The following is a 15079-nucleotide window of genomic DNA, read 5'->3' on the forward strand; positions in this document are numbered from 1 at the left end:
TCGATGCACCCACCCACCTCGCGAGACCGGCGAGCGCTCGCGGTCGTCGCCACCTTCGAGGCCCTGAAGGGTGTAGTGGCGTTGATCGGCGCGTCGGGCCTGCTGCTGTGGGTCCACGCGAGCCTGCACGACGCCGCCCTCCGTCTTCTGGCGCATCTGCACCTGAATCCGGCCTCCACCTATCCGCACATCTTCGTCAACGCGGCCACCCATCTCGACAACACGAACCTCACGCTGCTTGCGGCCGGTGCGGCGGGCTATGCCGCCCTGCGCTTCGCCGAGGCCTGGGGTCTCTATCGCCACGCGGCGTGGGCCGAATTGCTGGCCGCCGTCAGCGGGGCGATCTACGTACCGTTCGAGATCGTCGGCCTGTGGCACGGCGTGAATGCGCTAGGTGTCGGCGCGCTGGCGCTCAACCTTGTGGTCGTGGCGATCATGGTGGCGGCGCTGTTGCGCCGCCGGCGTCACGCGGCTGAGAATGCCGGCTGAACCCGATCCGTCTCCGGAGCCCCTATGCCCCACCTCCTCCACATCGAATCCTCCCCCCGCAAGCAGCGCTCCGCCTCGATCGAGGTCGCGCACGCCTTAATCGACGCCTGGCAGGCGGCGCATCCGGAGGGCACGGTGGATGTGCTGGATGTGTGGTCCGAGCCGATGCCGGAATTCGACGGCGCGGCGCTGGATGCAAAGTACGCCGGCCTGACCGGTACGCCGCTGACCGACGCGCAGGCAGCGGCGTGGGCGCAGATCCGCGCGCTGGCGGCACGCATCCAGCAGGCGGACCGGCTGGTCATCAGCGCACCGATGTGGAACTACTCGATTCCGTACAAACTGAAACAGCTGATCGACGTGGTGTCGCAGAAGGACCTGCTGTTCACCTTCGACGAACGCGGCCAGCTTGGCACGCTCGGCCACTGCAAGGCGGTGCTGGTGCTGGCGCGTGGCGTCGAGGTGGGCGACGCGCCGGACGCGCTGAAGTCGTCGGAGTGGGATCTGCAGCGCCAGTATCTCGACCTGTGGCTGAGCATGGTCGGCATCACCGAGGTCGGCCACCTCATCGTGCAGAAAACGCTGTACGGCCCGGAGGTCAACGCCGGCTCACGCGCCGAGGCGGCGGCACGGGCCCGGGCCATGGCGGCGACATTCTAGCCACGGCTGCAATCCACCGGCGTAGCGCGATGACCACTGCCACACCGCATGTCCGAGCGACCGGGGCCGGTCCGGCGGTGATCTGCCTGCACGCGAACGCGAGCACGTCGTCGCAGTGGCGCGACCTGGGCGACGCGCTGTCCGCCCGTCACCGGGTGCTCGCGCCGGACCTGTATGGCGCCGGCCGCAGTCCGGACTGGCATTCGGACAGCCGGATCGCGCTGCGCGACGAAGTCGATTTCCTTACGCCGGTATTCAAACAGGCGGGCGAGTCCTTCGTGCTGGTCGGTCATTCCTACGGCGCCGCGGTGGCGCTGATCGCCGCCCTGACCTGGCCGGAGCGCGTGCGCGCGCTGGCGATCTACGAGCCCACGCTGTTCGCCGTGGTCAACGCGCAGCAGCCGCAGCCGAACGGCACCGGGGGCATACACGCTGCAGTAGCGGCGTCGGTGGCCGCGCTGGACGGCAGAGACCTGCACGAGGCGGCCCGCCATTTCATCGACTACTGGATGGGCGATGGCAGCCTTGCGGCGATGCCCGAGCCGCGCCGGCAGGCGGTCGCGGAATCGATGCGCAATGTGCGGCGCTGGGCGCACGCGCTGACCACCGAGCCGACGCCGCTTGAGGCCTTCGCCGCGCTGGATATGCCCGTGCTCTACATGCTCGGCGCCTCGTCGCCGGCGTCGGTGCATGCGGTGGCGAATGCACTGATACCGCGAATGCCAAAGGTGGAGATGGTCGAATTCGCCGGGCTGGGGCATATGGCGCCGGTGACGCATCCGGATCAGGTCAATGCGGAAATCGTGCGCTTCATTGCGGAAGTTGCGCCCTGAGGATTGCTCCGGGCGCGGTGTCGCGGCCGCGTCGCGGTCAGAAGACCGCTCCCACAGAGATCGCGCCTGATTCCTGGCTGGAGTCAAGGCGGGGGTTCTGTGGGAGGGGTCTTGACCCCGACAGCGGCCTGCATCGAAGCCCGAGGACTGCAAAGGCCCTGTCACGGCCAAGGCTGCTCCCACAGAGAACCCGCTCCGCCGCCATCATAAGCACCCGGACCAGCGAGCGGCCGATCGCGACGTCGTCATCGCGTCGCCATTCGTGCTGCTGCTCAGGCCCTGCCACCGCCCGCACCGACGATCAGATTGAACACCTCGCGCGCCAGCAGCAGTTCCACCGGCGTGCCGCCGCGCAGCGCGCTGATCGGACGGAACACGCCGCCGTGCGGTTCGAGTGCAGCCTTGGGCGCCTCGAAGGTGGTGAAGCGCAGCAGATGCACCCTGACCGGGCCATCTGCAGTGAACACCCAGTGATTGAAATCGCCGGGCCGCACCACTTCGGCCGGGTTCAGGCCGAGCCGCGCGATGGCCGCCGCCTTCACCGCCTCGCCGTCGTCCGCCGCGTCGGCGGCGGGCGCGGGCATCAATTCGGCCGACGGCGGAAGCGGTGCCGGCAACAGCAGCGTATCGTTCCATTTGGCGAACACGAGCGCGGTGCTGTAGCTGTCGAAATGCACCAGCATCACCCGGTTGGCGACCAGTACGTCGTCCTGTGATTCCACGGTTCACTCCCTTGCGGCAGCCGCCATCGGCTGATCCGGCGCGAGGTCCGCTCACCGGTCCGACGGCACTGCATGGCTTCGTATCGATGGCCGCACGCCTGCGCATGCAGCGTTCATGCGCCGCCGGCGCAACAATCGCTGCACCACACGGCACTCGCCGCGGAGTATGCCCTCGCGGCGAAGCAGTGCAGCGCCGTCGGCACTCATCCGATCAACCCTGCACGGCGTAGGAGGATGCATGCTGAAGCGCCCGCCCAACCCGATGCCCGATTTCGTCCGCGCAGCGCTCGATGCGCGCGGACTGTGGGCCGCCTACAGGGCGCGACCGCCCTACCAGCAGAACGACTACCTCGGCTGGATCGCCCGCGCCCGGCTCGACGCGACGAAGCGCAAGCGCCTGGCACAGATGCTGGACGAGCTGGAAGGCGGCACGCTGTACATGAACATGGCGTGGGCACCGCGCGCAACAAAGCCCTGACCGTCCGTCCGGAGACGACGGACAACGACGCCCCCCCTGTCGATTCGCGCGCGCCTGCTTCGTCGCCCCTGCAACGCGGCGGATGCCCCGCCGCCTCATCGAGGAGAAGCACATGCCCCAGCACATCTACGTCAATCTGCCGGTAAAGGACCTCGAACGCTCGAAGGCCTTCTTCGCCGCGCTCGGCTTCGACTTCAATCCGCAGTTCTCGGACGACAAGGCGGCCTGCATGGTGGTGTCGGACACCATCTACGTCATGCTGCTGGCCGAGCCCTTCTTCGCCGGCTTCACCGACAAGCCGATCGCCGACGCGCACCGGAGCACCGAAGTGCTGGTGTGCCTGTCGCGCGACAGCCGGGCGGGGGTCGATGAGCTCGTGGCGAAGGCGAAAGCCGCGGGCGGCGCGGTGCGGCGCGCGCCGCAGGACCTCGGTTTCATGTACGGCCACGGCTTCGAAGACCCGGACGGCCACATCTGGGAACTGTCGTACATGGACATGAGCGCGATGCCGGGCGACTGAAGGTAAGCCCGCGGGGCGCGGTCATGTTGCAGGGTGACGGTCAACGCGCAAGGCTGTTAGCATGAAGTCGCCTGACCCGGCTTCACGCCGGATGCATCGCCCGCCCCCTCGCGCAGCACCGGGCTCTCCGCCCGGGTTTCACGCACATCCCCGGGGGGCCTCACTCACCCGCGAAGAGAGGAGTCCGCCATGGGCCTGTTCAACACCATTCTGGAAAAGCTCGGTTTTGGCAAGAAGGATGATGCACCTGCGGCTGCCGCGCCCGCACCCACCTCGGCACCTGTCGCCGCGCCGGCTGCGCCTGCACCCGTGGCGATTTCCGAGGTCGATGTCGTATCGAAGCTGGAGGCGCTGGCCGCGGCCAATACGCAGAAGCTGAACTGGAAGGTGTCCATCGTCAACCTGATGAAGCTGCTCGGCCTGGACAGCAGCCTGGACGCTCGCAAGACGCTGGCGACCGAGCTGGGGTGCCCGCAGGACAAGATGGGCGACTCGGCGAAGATGAATATGTGGCTGCACAAGACCGTGCTGCAGAAGCTGGCCGAGAACGGCGGCAACATCCCGAAGGAATTGCTCTAGGGTCTGCTGACATAGAAGCTCATCGGCCCGGCGCTTCCATCGCGAAGACCGGGCCGCACTGCAAGGAGTCCAGCATGAACTACACCGGAAGCTGCCACTGCGGGCGGATCGCCTTCGAAGTCGATGGCGAACTCGCTGGCGAACTGACGGGCGTCGTCGCCTGCAACTGTTCGATCTGCCGGCGCAAGGGCGCGCTGATGTGGTTCGTGCCACGCGCGGCGCTGAAACTGAAGACGTCCGAATCCGACATGGCGAGCTACTCGTTCAACAAGCACGTGATCAAGCACCGCTTCTGTCCGCACTGCGGCATCCACCCCTTCGGTGAGGGTACGCGGCCGGACGGCGTGCAGAGCGCAGCGATCAATGTGCGCTGTGTCAACGACGTCAACATCGAATCGCTGCCGGTGAAGCATTACGACGGGCGCGCACTTTGAGGCCGCGCATCACGCTGATCACGCTGGGCACCGACGACCTGGCGCGCGCCGTCGCCTTTTACCGCGACGGCCTGGGCTGGTCAACCGAAGGCATCGTCGGCGCCGAGCACGAACACGGTGCGGTCGCCTTCTTCGATCTGCAGCCCGGGCTGAAGCTCGCGCTGTGGCCGCGCACCAGCCTCGCCGACGACGCCGGCATCACCGCCGGCGCGGCCGACCCGACCGGCTTCTCGCTGGCGCACAACGTGGCGTCGAAAGCCGAGGTCGATGTGCTGATGGCCGAAGCAAAGGCCGCCGGTGGCCGCGTCGTCAAGCCCGCCCGCGATACCTTCTGGGGCGGCTATGCCGGCTACTTCGCCGATCCCGACGGCCATCTGTGGGAGGTGGCCTGGAATCCGCACTGGGCACTACCGGAATGACCACCCCGCTGACCACCCTGCCCGCCGAACTGCCGGTGCCGACCGACGACGGCGCTGCCCGCCACCTCGAAGGCCGGTACCTGCCGGCACTCGCGCTGCCGGCGACCGACGGCCGCACGGTGGAGCTGTCGACGCTGCCCGGCCTGCAGGTGATCTACATCTATCCGATGACCGGCCGCCCCGGCGTTCCGCTGCCCGAGGGCTGGGACGCGATTCCGGGTGCGCGCGGCTGCACGCCGCAGTCCTGCGCCTTCCGCGATCACCACGCGGAGCTGGCAGCGCTCGGCGCCGGCGTGTTCGGCCTGAGTACGCAGGACAGCGACTATCAGCGCGAGGCGGCCACGCGTCTGCATCTGCCCTTCCCGCTGCTCAGCGACAGTGGTCTCGCGCTGCGCGACGCATTGAAGCTGCCGGTGTTCCAGGCGGACGGCCGCACGCTGTACCGCCGGCTCACGCTGATCGCCGAGCAGGCGCGCATCGTCAAGGTGTTCTATCCGGTGTTTCCGCCGGACCGCAATGCGGCCGACGTGGTCGCCTGGCTGCACGCACGGAGACCGTCATGAAGATCGCCGCCGTGCCGCTGCTCGCGCTGCTGTCGTCCGTGGCGATCGCCGCACCGCCCGCGCTGACGCCCTGCCCCGACAAGCCGAACTGCGTGTCAACCGGGGCCTCCGGCAAGGCGCAGATGGCACCGATACCGTTCGCCGGCACGGTGGCCGAGGCACAGGACGCACTGCGCCGTGCGATCGCCGCACAACCGCGCAGTGCGATCACGCGCGAAGAGCCGGGCTTCATCGCCGCGGAGTTCCGCTCGCGCGTGTTCGGCTTCGTCAACGCCGCCGAATTCGTCATCGATGCCGATGCGCGCGTCATCCGCTACCGTAGCGGTGCGCGCAGCGGTCATTACGACTTCGGCGTGAACCGGGAACGGATGGACGCGCTGCGCGCCGCACTCAGCCCGGCGCACTGAGCGGACGCGGCGCCGGCTCGAGCGCGAAGCGCACGCAGCCCGCGTGGTTGTGGTCCAGCCGCAGCGCGAAGCCGGCCGACTGCGCCTGCTTGGCCGCCTGGTAGAGCCCGACGCCCAGGCCGGCGGCCGAGCTCACCGGCTCGCGCAGCAGCGAATCGGCGAGCGCCGGCGCGATCGCGCTGCCGCTGTCCTCGACCGACAGGCGCTCGCCGCCGAGCCGCAGCACCACGGAGATGCCCGGCTCGGTCTGCCGCTTGTGCAGCGCGTTGGCGATCAGGTTTTCAGCGACCGTTGTATACAGCGCGCCGGGCAGCCACAGGTCGGGTTCGGTCGCGCCCTCGACCGTCACGCCGTGACCGGCGAAACGGGCAGACATCGATTGCAGCCATTCCGGCGCCGGCATCCACTCGCCGTCGGCCGGCTGCGGCCGGCGCAGTTTTTCGAGCGTCGCTTCGAGCCGCGCGGTGATCACCGGCAACTGGCGCGCCAGCAGCGCGTTGGCGCGCTCCGCCGCGTCCGGGCCGTCGGCTTCGCGCGCGGCGTAGCACAGCGTATTCAGCGACTGCAGCAGGTTCTTCACATCGTGCGTGAGACGCGCACCGGTGTCATGGATGGCCGACAGGTAGCTCAGGCGGCGCAGTTCCTCAGCGCGCAGGCGGGCCTGATAGAACTGGCCGAGCAGTTGCACCAGCAGATTGAAATGCCACACCAGACCGCCGGACAGCGGCCGCTGCGTGAAGATGGCCAGTTCGAGCAGCGGATGCTCGAAGTCGTAGCGCTGGGCACCGCGTCGGCCGAACTGGCCTTCATGCGCACGACCGCCGCCGCGCGTGCGCCACTCGCCGCCGGCAACCAGCGGCAGTGCCGACAGGCGATTGGCGGCGCGGGCGACGAAATCCTCCGGTCGGCCGTCCTCCTCCGCCAGCGCGGCCAGGCTCTCCAGCCATCGTTCGTAGGGCAGCGCCAGCGACAGCACGTAGCGGGTGAAGGCCACACCCAGGCCGCCGAAACCGCCGCGCGGATTCCACGCCCAGCTGAGCAGCATCAGCATCGCGGCCAGCACGGTCAGCGTGCCGAGCAAGGCGCGCAGATAGTCGACGCCGGCGATCAGCATGGCCGCCAGCGTGCCCAGCGCCAGCACCGCCAGCAGCAGCAGCACGAACAGGCCGGACACGAAATCCAGCACTTCGCGGTCGCGGTCGGCGCGTTCGTGGCCGGGCACGCCAAGCATGACGGTCAGCGCCAGCGGCGACAGCCACAGCCCGAGCGTGTCGATGCCGGTCGGCAGCGACAGCCCGGGCGGCAGCGCGCGCGGCAAGGCCACGGTAAACAGCGCAGTGATCAGATAGGCGAGCGCACCGAGGTAATAGATGCGCGGCCCGCGCGAGGTCGAAAAGAACACCTTGCCGCCAACCAGGCCGGCCAGCAGCAGCATCCACAGGCTCAGCACCGCTGGCCCGTAGAACACGACCATTGCGAGCACCGCGACGGCGAGCAGGACGAGCGCGCGGGCGTTCAGCCTGCTGTGCGCGCCGACCAGCGGCTGCCACATCAGCAGCAGGCCGATGTGCGACAGCAGTGCAACCCGCGCCACCGTCAAGTCATCGCCGATCCACAGCAATCCGTGCAGGCTGGCCAGCACGCACAGCAGCAGCCAGGGCCGTACGCGCGTCAGCCAGCCGAGCAAGCGTGGCGTCTGCGGCGCCGCGTCGCGCGGGCTCACCGCTGCGCCCTGCCCGCGCGTTGACGCCCGACCGGGCCGCCATGCAAGTGACCGGAACATGACGAAACTGTCGAGATACGGTCAGTTCGCAGCGACCGCGCGGCGCGGGCTGACGCGTCTGCACCGCCCGACCGCCGCGACAAGGAAAAAAACTGTATCGGATTCAGCATGATGCACACCGCCGCTGCAGGAAGGCGGCAATGGGCACGGATCGTGCAGTGGTGTGGCTATCAAGGAGGACTTTCATGAGATCCACGCAAAACGGTTTCACGCTGGTCGAAATCGCCATCGTTCTGGTCATTATCGGTCTGCTGCTCGGCGGCGTGCTCAAGGGGCAGGAACTGATCAACAGCGCCAAGGCGAAAAGTCTGGTCAATGATTTCCGCACGATATCGACCGCCGTGTACGCCTACCAGGACCGCTTCCGCTTCATGCCGGGCGACGACCCCGCCGCCACCCAGCATGTCGGCGGCGCCAACGCCAGCAGCCCGTCCGGCGAAGCCCGCGGCAACGGCCGCGTCGGCGGCAACTGGAACTCGACTACCACGACCGACGAATCTTTCCTCGTCTGGCAGCACCTGCGCATGGCCAACCTGCTGACCGGCACCAGCGACACCAGCGACACCAGTGCCACCAGCAACTACTACCCGAGAAACGCCGACAACGGCCGCATCGGCATCACGGGCGCCGTGCCGATCTCCGTACCCAGCACCTCGGCAACCTCGCCCAGTTCGGCCTCGGTGCCGATGACCGGCGCCTTCTTCATCTGCTCGGACGGCATTTCCGCCCGACTTGCCCGCCAGGTCGAACTCGACCATGGACGACGGCGCCACCAACACCGGCAATGTGCGCGCGATGGCCCAGGTCAGTGGCGCCGGTGCGGCCAGCGGTACTGCGATAGAAATCACGCCGGACCTCGAACGTACCAGCAGCGATCTGTACACGGTCTGCGTTGCCTACTGACCATCCCGCCGGGCGGCGTCCGCCGCCCGTTTCCTGCCTCGACTACCCCTTCAGCAGCTTCGATTCCGCCCGCGCCAGTTCGGCGGGCTCACCGAGCAGCACCACTACGTCGCCATTCTCGAAGGCCAGATCCGAACTCGGTTCGAGCGCGCGGATGCCGCGCCGGCGGATCGCGCTCACCTCGACCCGCACGTCCTCGAAATGGAATTCGTCGATGCGGTGGCCGATGGCCCAGGCGCCGGGCGCCAGCGCCACCGAGTGCAGCCGCTTGTGCTGCGCCTCGCTGACCGCCTCCTCAGCCAGATGCTCGGCACCTCGATACAGGCCGCGCAGCAGATGGTAGCGATCGCCGCGCAACTGGCGGATGCGCTTGAGTACCCGCGCCAGCGGCACGCCCAGCAACACCAGCGCGTGCGTGGCCAGCATCAGCGACGATTCCAGCGATTCCGGCACCACTTCGGTGGCGCCGGCGGCTGACAGCTTGTCGTAGTCGCGCTCGTCGAAGGTGCGCACGACCACCGGTATGTCGGCGCGCAACTCGTTGGCCAGACGGATCACCCGCATCGCCGCGTCGGTATCGACAAAGGTGACGACGACGATGGATGCCCGAGCGATGCCGGCGGCAATCAGCGTTTCGCGCCGGCCGGCGTCGCCGAACACCACGGTTTCGCCCGCCGCCGCCGCCTCGCGTACGCGTTCCGGATCGAGGTCGAGCGCGATGAATGAAATGCCTTCGTTTTCAAGGAAGCGGCCGAGGTACTGGCCATTGCGGCCGTAACCGCAGACGATGGCGTGACCATCGGTCGCCAGCGACTGGGCGGCGATGGAGGTGAGCTGCATTGAGCGCAGCAGCCACTCGGACGGCACCAGCCGCAGCACGAGGCGGTCGGCGTAGTGGGCCAGTATCGGCGCAACGAGCAGGGTGAGCAGCAGCGAGGCGAGCACGATCTGCAGGATGCGGTCGGGAATCAGGTGAGCCGCGTCGGCCAGCGCCATCAGCACGAAGCCGAATTCGCCGCCGGCGCACAGCCACAGGCCAACGCGCAGCGCATTGCCGGGCGACGAACCGAAGAAACGCGAGGCGGCGGCGGCCACCGCGAACTTGCCGATCAGGATGAACAGCACCGTCACCAGAACGAAGAACAACTCGGAGAACACCAGCGCGAGGTTGAGCTTCATGCCGATGGTGACGAAGAACAGCCCGAGCAGCACGTCGCGGAAAGGCTTGATGTCCTCTTCCACCTGGTAGCGGTACTGCGTTTCCGAGATCAGCATGCCGGCGAGAAAGGCGCCCAGCGCCAGCGACAGGCCGGCAGCCTCGGTGGCGAAAGCCATGCCCAGCGTCACCAGCAGCACGTTCAGCATGAACAGTTCGGGCGACTTGCGCATCGCCACGATGTGGAACCAGCGCTGCATCAGCCGCGGGCCGAGGTAGAGGATGAGGGTGAGCGCCACCGCCGCCTTGACCGCCGCTAGGCCAAGCGCCTCGACGCTTTCCTCGGCGCCCAGCGCCAGCACCGGGATGACCACCAGGAAGGGCACGACCGCCAGATCCTGGAACAGCAGCACACCCACCACCTGCCGGCCGTGCGCCGAATCGAGCTCCAGCCGCTCGACCAGCAGCTTGATCAGCACTGCCGTCAACGACATCGCGATGGCGCCGCCGACCGCGATCGCGCCCTTGAAACCGAGACCGAACAGCCAGGCGAAGCTGACCACACCGAGCACGCTGAAGGCGACCTGGGCTGCGCCCAGGCCGAACACCAGCCGCTTCATCGAGAACAGCTTGGGCAGCGAGAATTCGAGCCCGATGGAGAACATCAGGAAAACGATGCCGTACTCGGCAAAGTGGCGCGCTTCGTCGGTATCGGGAATGAAAGCCAGTGCGTGCGGGCCGGCCAGCGCCCCCACCAGCAGATAGCCCAGTATCGGCGGCAGGCCGATACTGCGGAAGAGGCCGACCACCAGCACCGAGGCGGTGAGCAGCAGTAGAACCAGCTCGAGGGCAGACATGGTGACGATGTGTTCGGCCGTCAGCGCTTTCCGGGAGCGGCCGCCTGTCGGAGCAGGTTGTTATAATCCGCGCCGATCATAACCGATCGCCCTTGCGCCCGTAGTACGGGCAATTACACGCCTTCGCACACCCCGCCCCACGCATGACACAGCCTGCCCCACCGAAGAACGAAGACATCCTGGCCTGCGCCCGTCGCGTGCTCGCCATCGAGGGCAGCGCGCTGGAAGCGCTGTCGGCGCGCCTGGGCGACGAGTTCGCCAGGGCGGTGCGCCTGATTCTCGACAGCCCGGGGCGCGTCATCGTCAGCGGGCTGGGCAAGTCCGGCCACATCGCACGCAAGATCGCCGCCACGATGGCCAGCACCGGCACGCCGGCTTATTTCGTCCACGCCGCCGAAGCGCTGCACGGCGACCTCGGCATGATCCACCGCGACGACGTGCTGATCGCGCTGTCCAATTCCGGCGAAACCGCCGAACTGCTGGCCATCGTGCCGCTGGTGCGCCGCCAGGGCGGCCGCACCATCGCGATGACCGGCAAGCCCAGCTCGACGCTGGCCACGCTGGCCAACGTCCATCTTGACGCCGGTGTCGCGATCGAAGCCTGTCCGCTCAACCTCGCACCGACCGCCAGCACGACCTGCGCGCTGGCGCTGGGCGACGCGCTGGCGGTGGCGCTGCTGGAGGCACGCGGCTTCCGCGAGGACGACTTCGCGCGCAGCCACCCGGGCGGTGCGCTCGGCCGTCGCCTGCTCACCCATGTACGCGACGTGATGCGCGCCCGCGACGCGGTGCCCAGCGTCGGCGTCGCCGCCACCGTCACCGAAGCGCTGCTGCAGGTGACCCGCGGCGGCATGGGCATGACCGTGGTGCTCGACGACGCCGGCGCTGTGGCTGGCGTGTTTACCGACGGCGACCTGCGCCGCGCCATCGACCACCTGGGTGACGTGCGCACCGTGCCGGTCGCCGACGTGATGAGCCGCCACCCGCGCACCATTCCGGCCGGCCGGCTGGCGGCCGAAGCCGCCGACCTGATGGAAACCCAGCGCGTGAACCAGCTGCTGGTGCTCGACGAACACGGCGCGCTGGCCGGCGCGCTGACCATGCACGACCTGATGCAGGCCAAGGTGATATGAGCGAAACCTCCGTACTCGATGCCGCCCGCAACGTTCGCCTGATGGGCTTCGACGTCAACGGCGTGATGACCGACGGCACCATCTGGTTCGGCCCGGACGGCGATTCGCTGAAGGGCTTCAACACGCTGGACGGTCACGGCCTGAAGATGCTGGCTGGCGCCGGCGTCGAGGTGGTCATCATTTCCGGCCGCTCGTCGCCCGCGGTGCGTCACCGCGCCGCCAACCTCGGCATCACCACCGCGCTGCTCGGCGTCGAGAACAAGCGTGAGGCGATGCGCGAGCTGGCGGCCGAACGCGGCATCGCGATGGAGCACTGCGGCTACATGGGCGACGACATCGTCAACCTGCCGGTGCTGCGCGCCTGCGGCTTCTCGGCCGCGCCGGCCAACGCCCACTTCTTCGTGCGCCAGCACGTCGCCTGGGTGGCCGAAGCCGACGGCGGCCGCGGCGCCGTGCGCGAAGTCTGCGAATACCTGCTCGACGCCCGCGGCGCGCTCGACGCGCTGCTGCAGGACTGCCTGCGTTGAACCTTCAGCGCAACGTCCAGCAGGCGCTCCCGCTGCTGATCCTGATACTGCTGGTCGGCCTGACCATGTGGCTGGATCGCGCCACGCGCGTCAACGACCGCCCCTCCTCGGGCAAGCTCAGGCACGACCCGGACGTGATCGTCAACAACTTCACCGTGCGCCGCTTCGACCCCACCGGCCAGGTGCAGCACACGCTGACCGCGCAGCAGCTGCGTCACTACCCGGACGACGACAGCACCGAACTGGACCAGCCGCGGCTGCTCTACCGCGGCAAGCAGTCGCCGACCCGCATCAGCGCCGATCGCGCGCAGCTGCTGAAGGATGGCAAGGAAGCCATCCTGCGCGACAATGTGCGCGTGTTGCGCGAAGCCAGTCCCGGCAATCCGGAGATGACGCTGGAAACCAGCGTGCTGAACGTATACCCGGACGACGAGATCGCCCGGACCGACAAGCCGGTGAAGCTGACGCAGGGCAAATCGGTCGCCCACGGCGTCGGCATGGTCGCCGACCGCGTCAAACAGACCTACATACTCGAATCGCGCGTCAAAGCCACCCTCGAAAGAACCCGCCGCCCATGACTCTGCGCCCTGCCCTCACCGGCCTGATCCTGCTCAACCTCGTGCTGGCCGTCGGCCTTAGCATGCCCGCCCGCGCCGAGCGCGCCGACCGCGAAAAGCCGGTCAATCTGGAAGCGGACAAGGTGACGGTCGATGACCGCACCCGCACGCACACCTTCGAAGGCAACGTGGTGTTCACCCAGGGCACGCTCACCATCAAGGCCAACCGCGTCGTGGTGACTCAGGACGCCACCGGCTACCAGAAGGGTGTGGCCACCGGCGGCGAAGGCGGCCTCGCCCGCTTCCGCCAGAAGCGCGAGGGCCAGGACCTGTGGATGGAGGGCGAGGCGGAGCGCATCGAGCACGACGCCAAGACCGAAATCACCCGCTTCTTCGTGCGCGCCCACGTAAAGAGCGGCGGCGACGAAGTGCGCGGCCAGTACATCGAGTACAACTCGATCAGCGAGAACTACACGGTCACCAATTCGGGCGACGCCAAGTCGGTGCCGTCGGCTGGAGACCAGTCCAAGCGCGTGCGCGCCATCATCCAGCCGAAGTCGGCGCCGAAGGAGTGAGGCGTCGCCGGGTCATGAAAATCATGACCCGGTTTTCAGCGGCGGCTGGAGGTCGCGCCTTCGCTCCCTGTTCATACTCTGATCCAGACACGGCAACCGCTGTGTTTTTCAAGAAGTACAACATGACGGAGAGAGATATGAACTGGGAAACCCCGAAGGCCACCGACCTGCGTTTCGGCTTCGAGATCACGATGTACGTTGCCAACCGCTGATACGCGGCTGCAACAGGAAAAACGGCGGTGTCCCCGCCGTTTTTTTCGTCCGTACATCCCGCGCAGGGCGGGAACTGCATCGACCGCAGGTGTTCCGATATCACCGAACCGTGATTAACATGCCGAAGGCTTACGGGAGACGACGGTGACGGACGCAGACCTGGGCGCGGGACGGACGACCAGACAGACCATACTGGTTGCCGACGACACGCCGGAAAACATCGACCTGCTGAGCGCCCTGCTGCGCCAGGACTACCGGGTCAAGGTGGCCACCAGCGGCGAGAAGGCGCTGGCCATCGTCAATTCGACCGAGCCGCCGGACCTCATCCTGCTCGACATCATGATGCCCGGCATGAACGGTTACGACGTCTGCCGTCGCATCAAGGCCAACCCGGACCGGCGCGGCATTCCCATCATTTTCGTCACCGCGATGACCTCGATCGAGGACGAACGCCTCGGGCTGGAGGTGGGCGCGGTCAACTACATCACCAAGCCGATCAGCCCGCCCATCGTCGCCGCGCGGGTGCGCACCCATCTGGCGCTGTACGACCAGACGCGGGTGCTGGAAGACCGCGTGCGGGCGCGCACCGCCGAACTGTTCGCGTCACGCCAGCAGATCATCCGCCGGCTCGGCCGCGCCGCCGAATTCCGCGACAACGAGACCGGCAATCACGTCATCCGCATGAGCTATTACGCGCGGCTGATCGCGCAGGCGATCGGCCTCGGGCCGGAAGCGACCGAACTGCTGTTCAACACGGCGTCGATGCACGACATCGGCAAGATCGGCATTCCCGACGCCGTGCTGCTGAAACCGGGCCCGCTGAGCAAGGCGGAGTGGGCGGTAATGCGGCAGCACCCGGAGATCGGCGCCGAAATCATCGGCGAGCACGACGACGAACTGTTGCAGACTGCCCGCACCATCGCCCTCACCCACCACGAACGCTTCGACGGCAGCGGTTACCCGCGCGGCCTGATCGGTGAGGACATTCCGCTGTTCGGCCGTATCGTCGCGATTGCCGACGTGTTCGACGCGCTGATGACCGCGCGTCCGTACAAGCCGGCGATGCCGATCGACGACACGCTGCAGGTGATGGGCCGCAACACTGGCCTGCACTTCGACCCGGCACTGATGGCGGTGCTGCCGTCGGTGCTGCCGGACATGCTGCGCATCAATGCCACCTACGCCGACACGCACGGCCCGATGACCGACGTCAACGTGCCGGTGGCCGAACCGGGCGACAGCGGCGCAGGCGCCGCCCAACCGGCCTGAGA

General features: G+C 67.8%; 19 protein-coding genes and 1 pseudogene. 17 read left to right on the forward strand and 3 right to left on the reverse strand.

Features of this window, described 5'->3' with window-relative positions; genetic code table 11:
- The first annotated feature begins 3 nt into the window (after positions 1–3).
- Genes ACQ66H_RS16010 through ACQ66H_RS16020 form a run of 3 tightly spaced genes read left to right on the forward strand, consistent with a single transcriptional unit; the run spans position 4 to position 1982 of the window.
- On the forward strand, positions 4–489 hold the full coding sequence (locus tag ACQ66H_RS16010; protein ID WP_430434841.1) for a DUF2127 domain-containing protein: 486 nt from the start codon (positions 4–6) through the stop codon (positions 487–489).
- Positions 490–513: 24 nt separating this feature from the next.
- Positions 514–1149 carry an FMN-dependent NADH-azoreductase gene (locus ACQ66H_RS16015; RefSeq protein WP_430434842.1) on the forward strand — a complete coding sequence of 212 codons (636 nt, stop codon included), beginning with the start codon at positions 514–516 and terminating at the stop codon, positions 1147–1149.
- 29 nt (positions 1150–1178) lie between these two features.
- Positions 1179–1982 carry an alpha/beta fold hydrolase gene (locus ACQ66H_RS16020; RefSeq protein ID WP_430434843.1) on the forward strand — a complete coding sequence of 268 codons (804 nt, stop codon included), beginning with the start codon at positions 1179–1181 and terminating at the stop codon, positions 1980–1982.
- 272 nt (positions 1983–2254) lie between these two features.
- On the opposite strand, the gene ACQ66H_RS16025 is transcribed toward ACQ66H_RS16020, so the two are convergent.
- Complete coding sequence (locus tag ACQ66H_RS16025) at positions 2255–2704, reverse strand: hypothetical protein (protein WP_430434844.1); 450 nt, start codon at positions 2702–2704, stop codon at positions 2255–2257.
- Positions 2705–2942: 238 nt separating this feature from the next.
- Between ACQ66H_RS16025 and ACQ66H_RS16030 the strand changes: the two genes are divergently transcribed.
- The 7 genes from ACQ66H_RS16030 (at position 2943) to ACQ66H_RS16060 (ending at position 6104) form a co-directional block, all read left to right on the forward strand.
- The gene (locus tag ACQ66H_RS16030) at positions 2943–3182 is read left to right on the forward strand and encodes a YdeI/OmpD-associated family protein (RefSeq protein WP_430434845.1); all 240 of its coding nucleotides are present in this window, start codon (positions 2943–2945) and stop codon (positions 3180–3182) included.
- Between the two features lie 112 nt (positions 3183–3294).
- A complete protein-coding gene (locus ACQ66H_RS16035) occupies positions 3295–3702 on the forward strand; it encodes a VOC family protein (protein WP_430434846.1) in 408 nt (135 codons plus the stop codon).
- A 189-nt stretch (positions 3703–3891) separates the two neighbouring features.
- The gene (locus ACQ66H_RS16040; protein ID WP_430434847.1) at positions 3892–4281 is read left to right on the forward strand and encodes a DUF3597 domain-containing protein; all 390 of its coding nucleotides are present in this window, start codon (positions 3892–3894) and stop codon (positions 4279–4281) included.
- 74 nt (positions 4282–4355) lie between these two features.
- Entirely contained in the window at positions 4356–4715 is a 360-nt protein-coding gene (locus tag ACQ66H_RS16045) for a GFA family protein (protein WP_430434848.1), read from the forward strand.
- A complete protein-coding gene (locus tag ACQ66H_RS16050) occupies positions 4712–5134 on the forward strand; it encodes a VOC family protein (protein WP_430434849.1) in 423 nt (140 codons plus the stop codon). Before ACQ66H_RS16045 ends, ACQ66H_RS16050 begins: the two co-directional genes overlap by 4 nt.
- On the forward strand, positions 5131–5697 hold the full coding sequence (locus ACQ66H_RS16055; RefSeq protein WP_430434850.1) for a peroxiredoxin: 567 nt from the start codon (positions 5131–5133) through the stop codon (positions 5695–5697). Before ACQ66H_RS16050 ends, ACQ66H_RS16055 begins: the two co-directional genes overlap by 4 nt.
- Positions 5694–6104 carry a DUF1499 domain-containing protein gene (locus ACQ66H_RS16060; RefSeq protein ID WP_430434851.1) on the forward strand — a complete coding sequence of 137 codons (411 nt, stop codon included), beginning with the start codon at positions 5694–5696 and terminating at the stop codon, positions 6102–6104. The genes ACQ66H_RS16055 and ACQ66H_RS16060 overlap by 4 nt, the downstream gene beginning before the upstream one ends.
- Here ACQ66H_RS16060 and ACQ66H_RS16065 read toward each other — a convergent pair.
- A complete protein-coding gene (locus ACQ66H_RS16065; protein ID WP_430434852.1) occupies positions 6088–7827 on the reverse strand; it encodes a sensor histidine kinase in 1740 nt (579 codons plus the stop codon). The two genes, ACQ66H_RS16060 and ACQ66H_RS16065, sit on opposite strands and share 17 nt — an antisense overlap.
- 245 nt (positions 7828–8072) lie before the next feature.
- Here ACQ66H_RS16065 and ACQ66H_RS16070 point away from each other — a divergent pair.
- A pseudogene (locus tag ACQ66H_RS16070) lies at positions 8073–8790 on the forward strand (prepilin-type N-terminal cleavage/methylation domain-containing protein).
- A gap of 42 nt (positions 8791–8832) precedes the next feature.
- Here ACQ66H_RS16070 and ACQ66H_RS16075 read toward each other — a convergent pair.
- Positions 8833–10803, reverse strand: a complete 1971-nt coding sequence (locus ACQ66H_RS16075) for a cation:proton antiporter (RefSeq protein ID WP_430434853.1) — start codon at positions 10801–10803, stop codon at positions 8833–8835.
- 143 nt (positions 10804–10946) lie between these two features.
- On the opposite strand from ACQ66H_RS16075, the gene ACQ66H_RS16080 reads away from it, so the two are divergent.
- The 6 genes from ACQ66H_RS16080 (at position 10947) to ACQ66H_RS16105 (ending at position 15077) form a co-directional block, all read left to right on the forward strand.
- Positions 10947–11936: a KpsF/GutQ family sugar-phosphate isomerase gene (locus ACQ66H_RS16080; protein WP_430434854.1), complete on the forward strand. Its 990-nt coding sequence runs from the start codon at positions 10947–10949 to the stop codon at positions 11934–11936.
- A complete protein-coding gene (locus ACQ66H_RS16085) occupies positions 11933–12463 on the forward strand; it encodes a KdsC family phosphatase (RefSeq protein WP_430434855.1) in 531 nt (176 codons plus the stop codon). The genes ACQ66H_RS16080 and ACQ66H_RS16085 overlap by 4 nt, the downstream gene beginning before the upstream one ends.
- A complete protein-coding gene (gene lptC, locus ACQ66H_RS16090; RefSeq protein WP_430434856.1) occupies positions 12460–13041 on the forward strand; it encodes an LPS export ABC transporter periplasmic protein LptC in 582 nt (193 codons plus the stop codon). Before ACQ66H_RS16085 ends, lptC begins: the two co-directional genes overlap by 4 nt.
- Positions 13038–13595, forward strand: coding sequence for a lipopolysaccharide transport periplasmic protein LptA (gene lptA / locus ACQ66H_RS16095; protein ID WP_430434857.1), 558 nt, complete (start codon positions 13038–13040; stop codon positions 13593–13595). Before lptC ends, lptA begins: the two co-directional genes overlap by 4 nt.
- A 137-nt stretch (positions 13596–13732) precedes the next feature.
- Positions 13733–13807: a pyrroloquinoline quinone precursor peptide PqqA gene (gene pqqA, locus ACQ66H_RS16100; protein ID WP_008060153.1), complete on the forward strand. Its 75-nt coding sequence runs from the start codon at positions 13733–13735 to the stop codon at positions 13805–13807.
- 145 nt (positions 13808–13952) lie between these two features.
- Positions 13953–15077, forward strand: coding sequence for an HD-GYP domain-containing protein (locus tag ACQ66H_RS16105; protein WP_430434858.1), 1125 nt, complete (start codon positions 13953–13955; stop codon positions 15075–15077).
- Positions 15078–15079: the final 2 nt, after the last annotated feature.

The sequence above is a fragment of the Methyloversatilis sp. genome, assembly GCF_965284615.1.
Lineage (GTDB): Bacteria > Pseudomonadota > Gammaproteobacteria > Burkholderiales > Rhodocyclaceae > Methyloversatilis.

Bases quoted from the DNA above. Each gene is read 5' to 3' on its own strand.
- ACQ66H_RS16085 (WP_430434855.1), top strand. From the start codon at position 11,933: ATGAGCGAAACCTCCGTACTCGATGCCGCCCGCAACGTTCGCCTGATG.
- ACQ66H_RS16060 (WP_430434851.1), top strand. From the start codon at position 5,694: ATGAAGATCGCCGCCGTGCCGCTGCTCGCGCTGCTGTCGTCCGTGGCG.
- ACQ66H_RS16055 (WP_430434850.1), top strand. From the start codon at position 5,131: ATGACCACCCCGCTGACCACCCTGCCCGCCGAACTGCCGGTGCCGACC.
- ACQ66H_RS16075 (WP_430434853.1), bottom strand. From the start codon at position 10,803: ATGTCTGCCCTCGAGCTGGTTCTACTGCTGCTCACCGCCTCGGTGCTG.
- ACQ66H_RS16045 (WP_430434848.1), top strand. From the start codon at position 4,356: ATGAACTACACCGGAAGCTGCCACTGCGGGCGGATCGCCTTCGAAGTC.
- ACQ66H_RS16040 (WP_430434847.1), top strand. From the start codon at position 3,892: ATGGGCCTGTTCAACACCATTCTGGAAAAGCTCGGTTTTGGCAAGAAG.
- ACQ66H_RS16020 (WP_430434843.1), top strand. From the start codon at position 1,179: ATGACCACTGCCACACCGCATGTCCGAGCGACCGGGGCCGGTCCGGCG.
- ACQ66H_RS16035 (WP_430434846.1), top strand. From the start codon at position 3,295: ATGCCCCAGCACATCTACGTCAATCTGCCGGTAAAGGACCTCGAACGC.
- ACQ66H_RS16015 (WP_430434842.1), top strand. From the start codon at position 514: ATGCCCCACCTCCTCCACATCGAATCCTCCCCCCGCAAGCAGCGCTCC.
- ACQ66H_RS16010 (WP_430434841.1), top strand. From the start codon at position 4: ATGCACCCACCCACCTCGCGAGACCGGCGAGCGCTCGCGGTCGTCGCC.
- ACQ66H_RS16030 (WP_430434845.1), top strand. From the start codon at position 2,943: ATGCTGAAGCGCCCGCCCAACCCGATGCCCGATTTCGTCCGCGCAGCG.
- ACQ66H_RS16080 (WP_430434854.1), top strand. From the start codon at position 10,947: ATGACACAGCCTGCCCCACCGAAGAACGAAGACATCCTGGCCTGCGCC.
- lptA (WP_430434857.1), top strand. From the start codon at position 13,038: ATGACTCTGCGCCCTGCCCTCACCGGCCTGATCCTGCTCAACCTCGTG.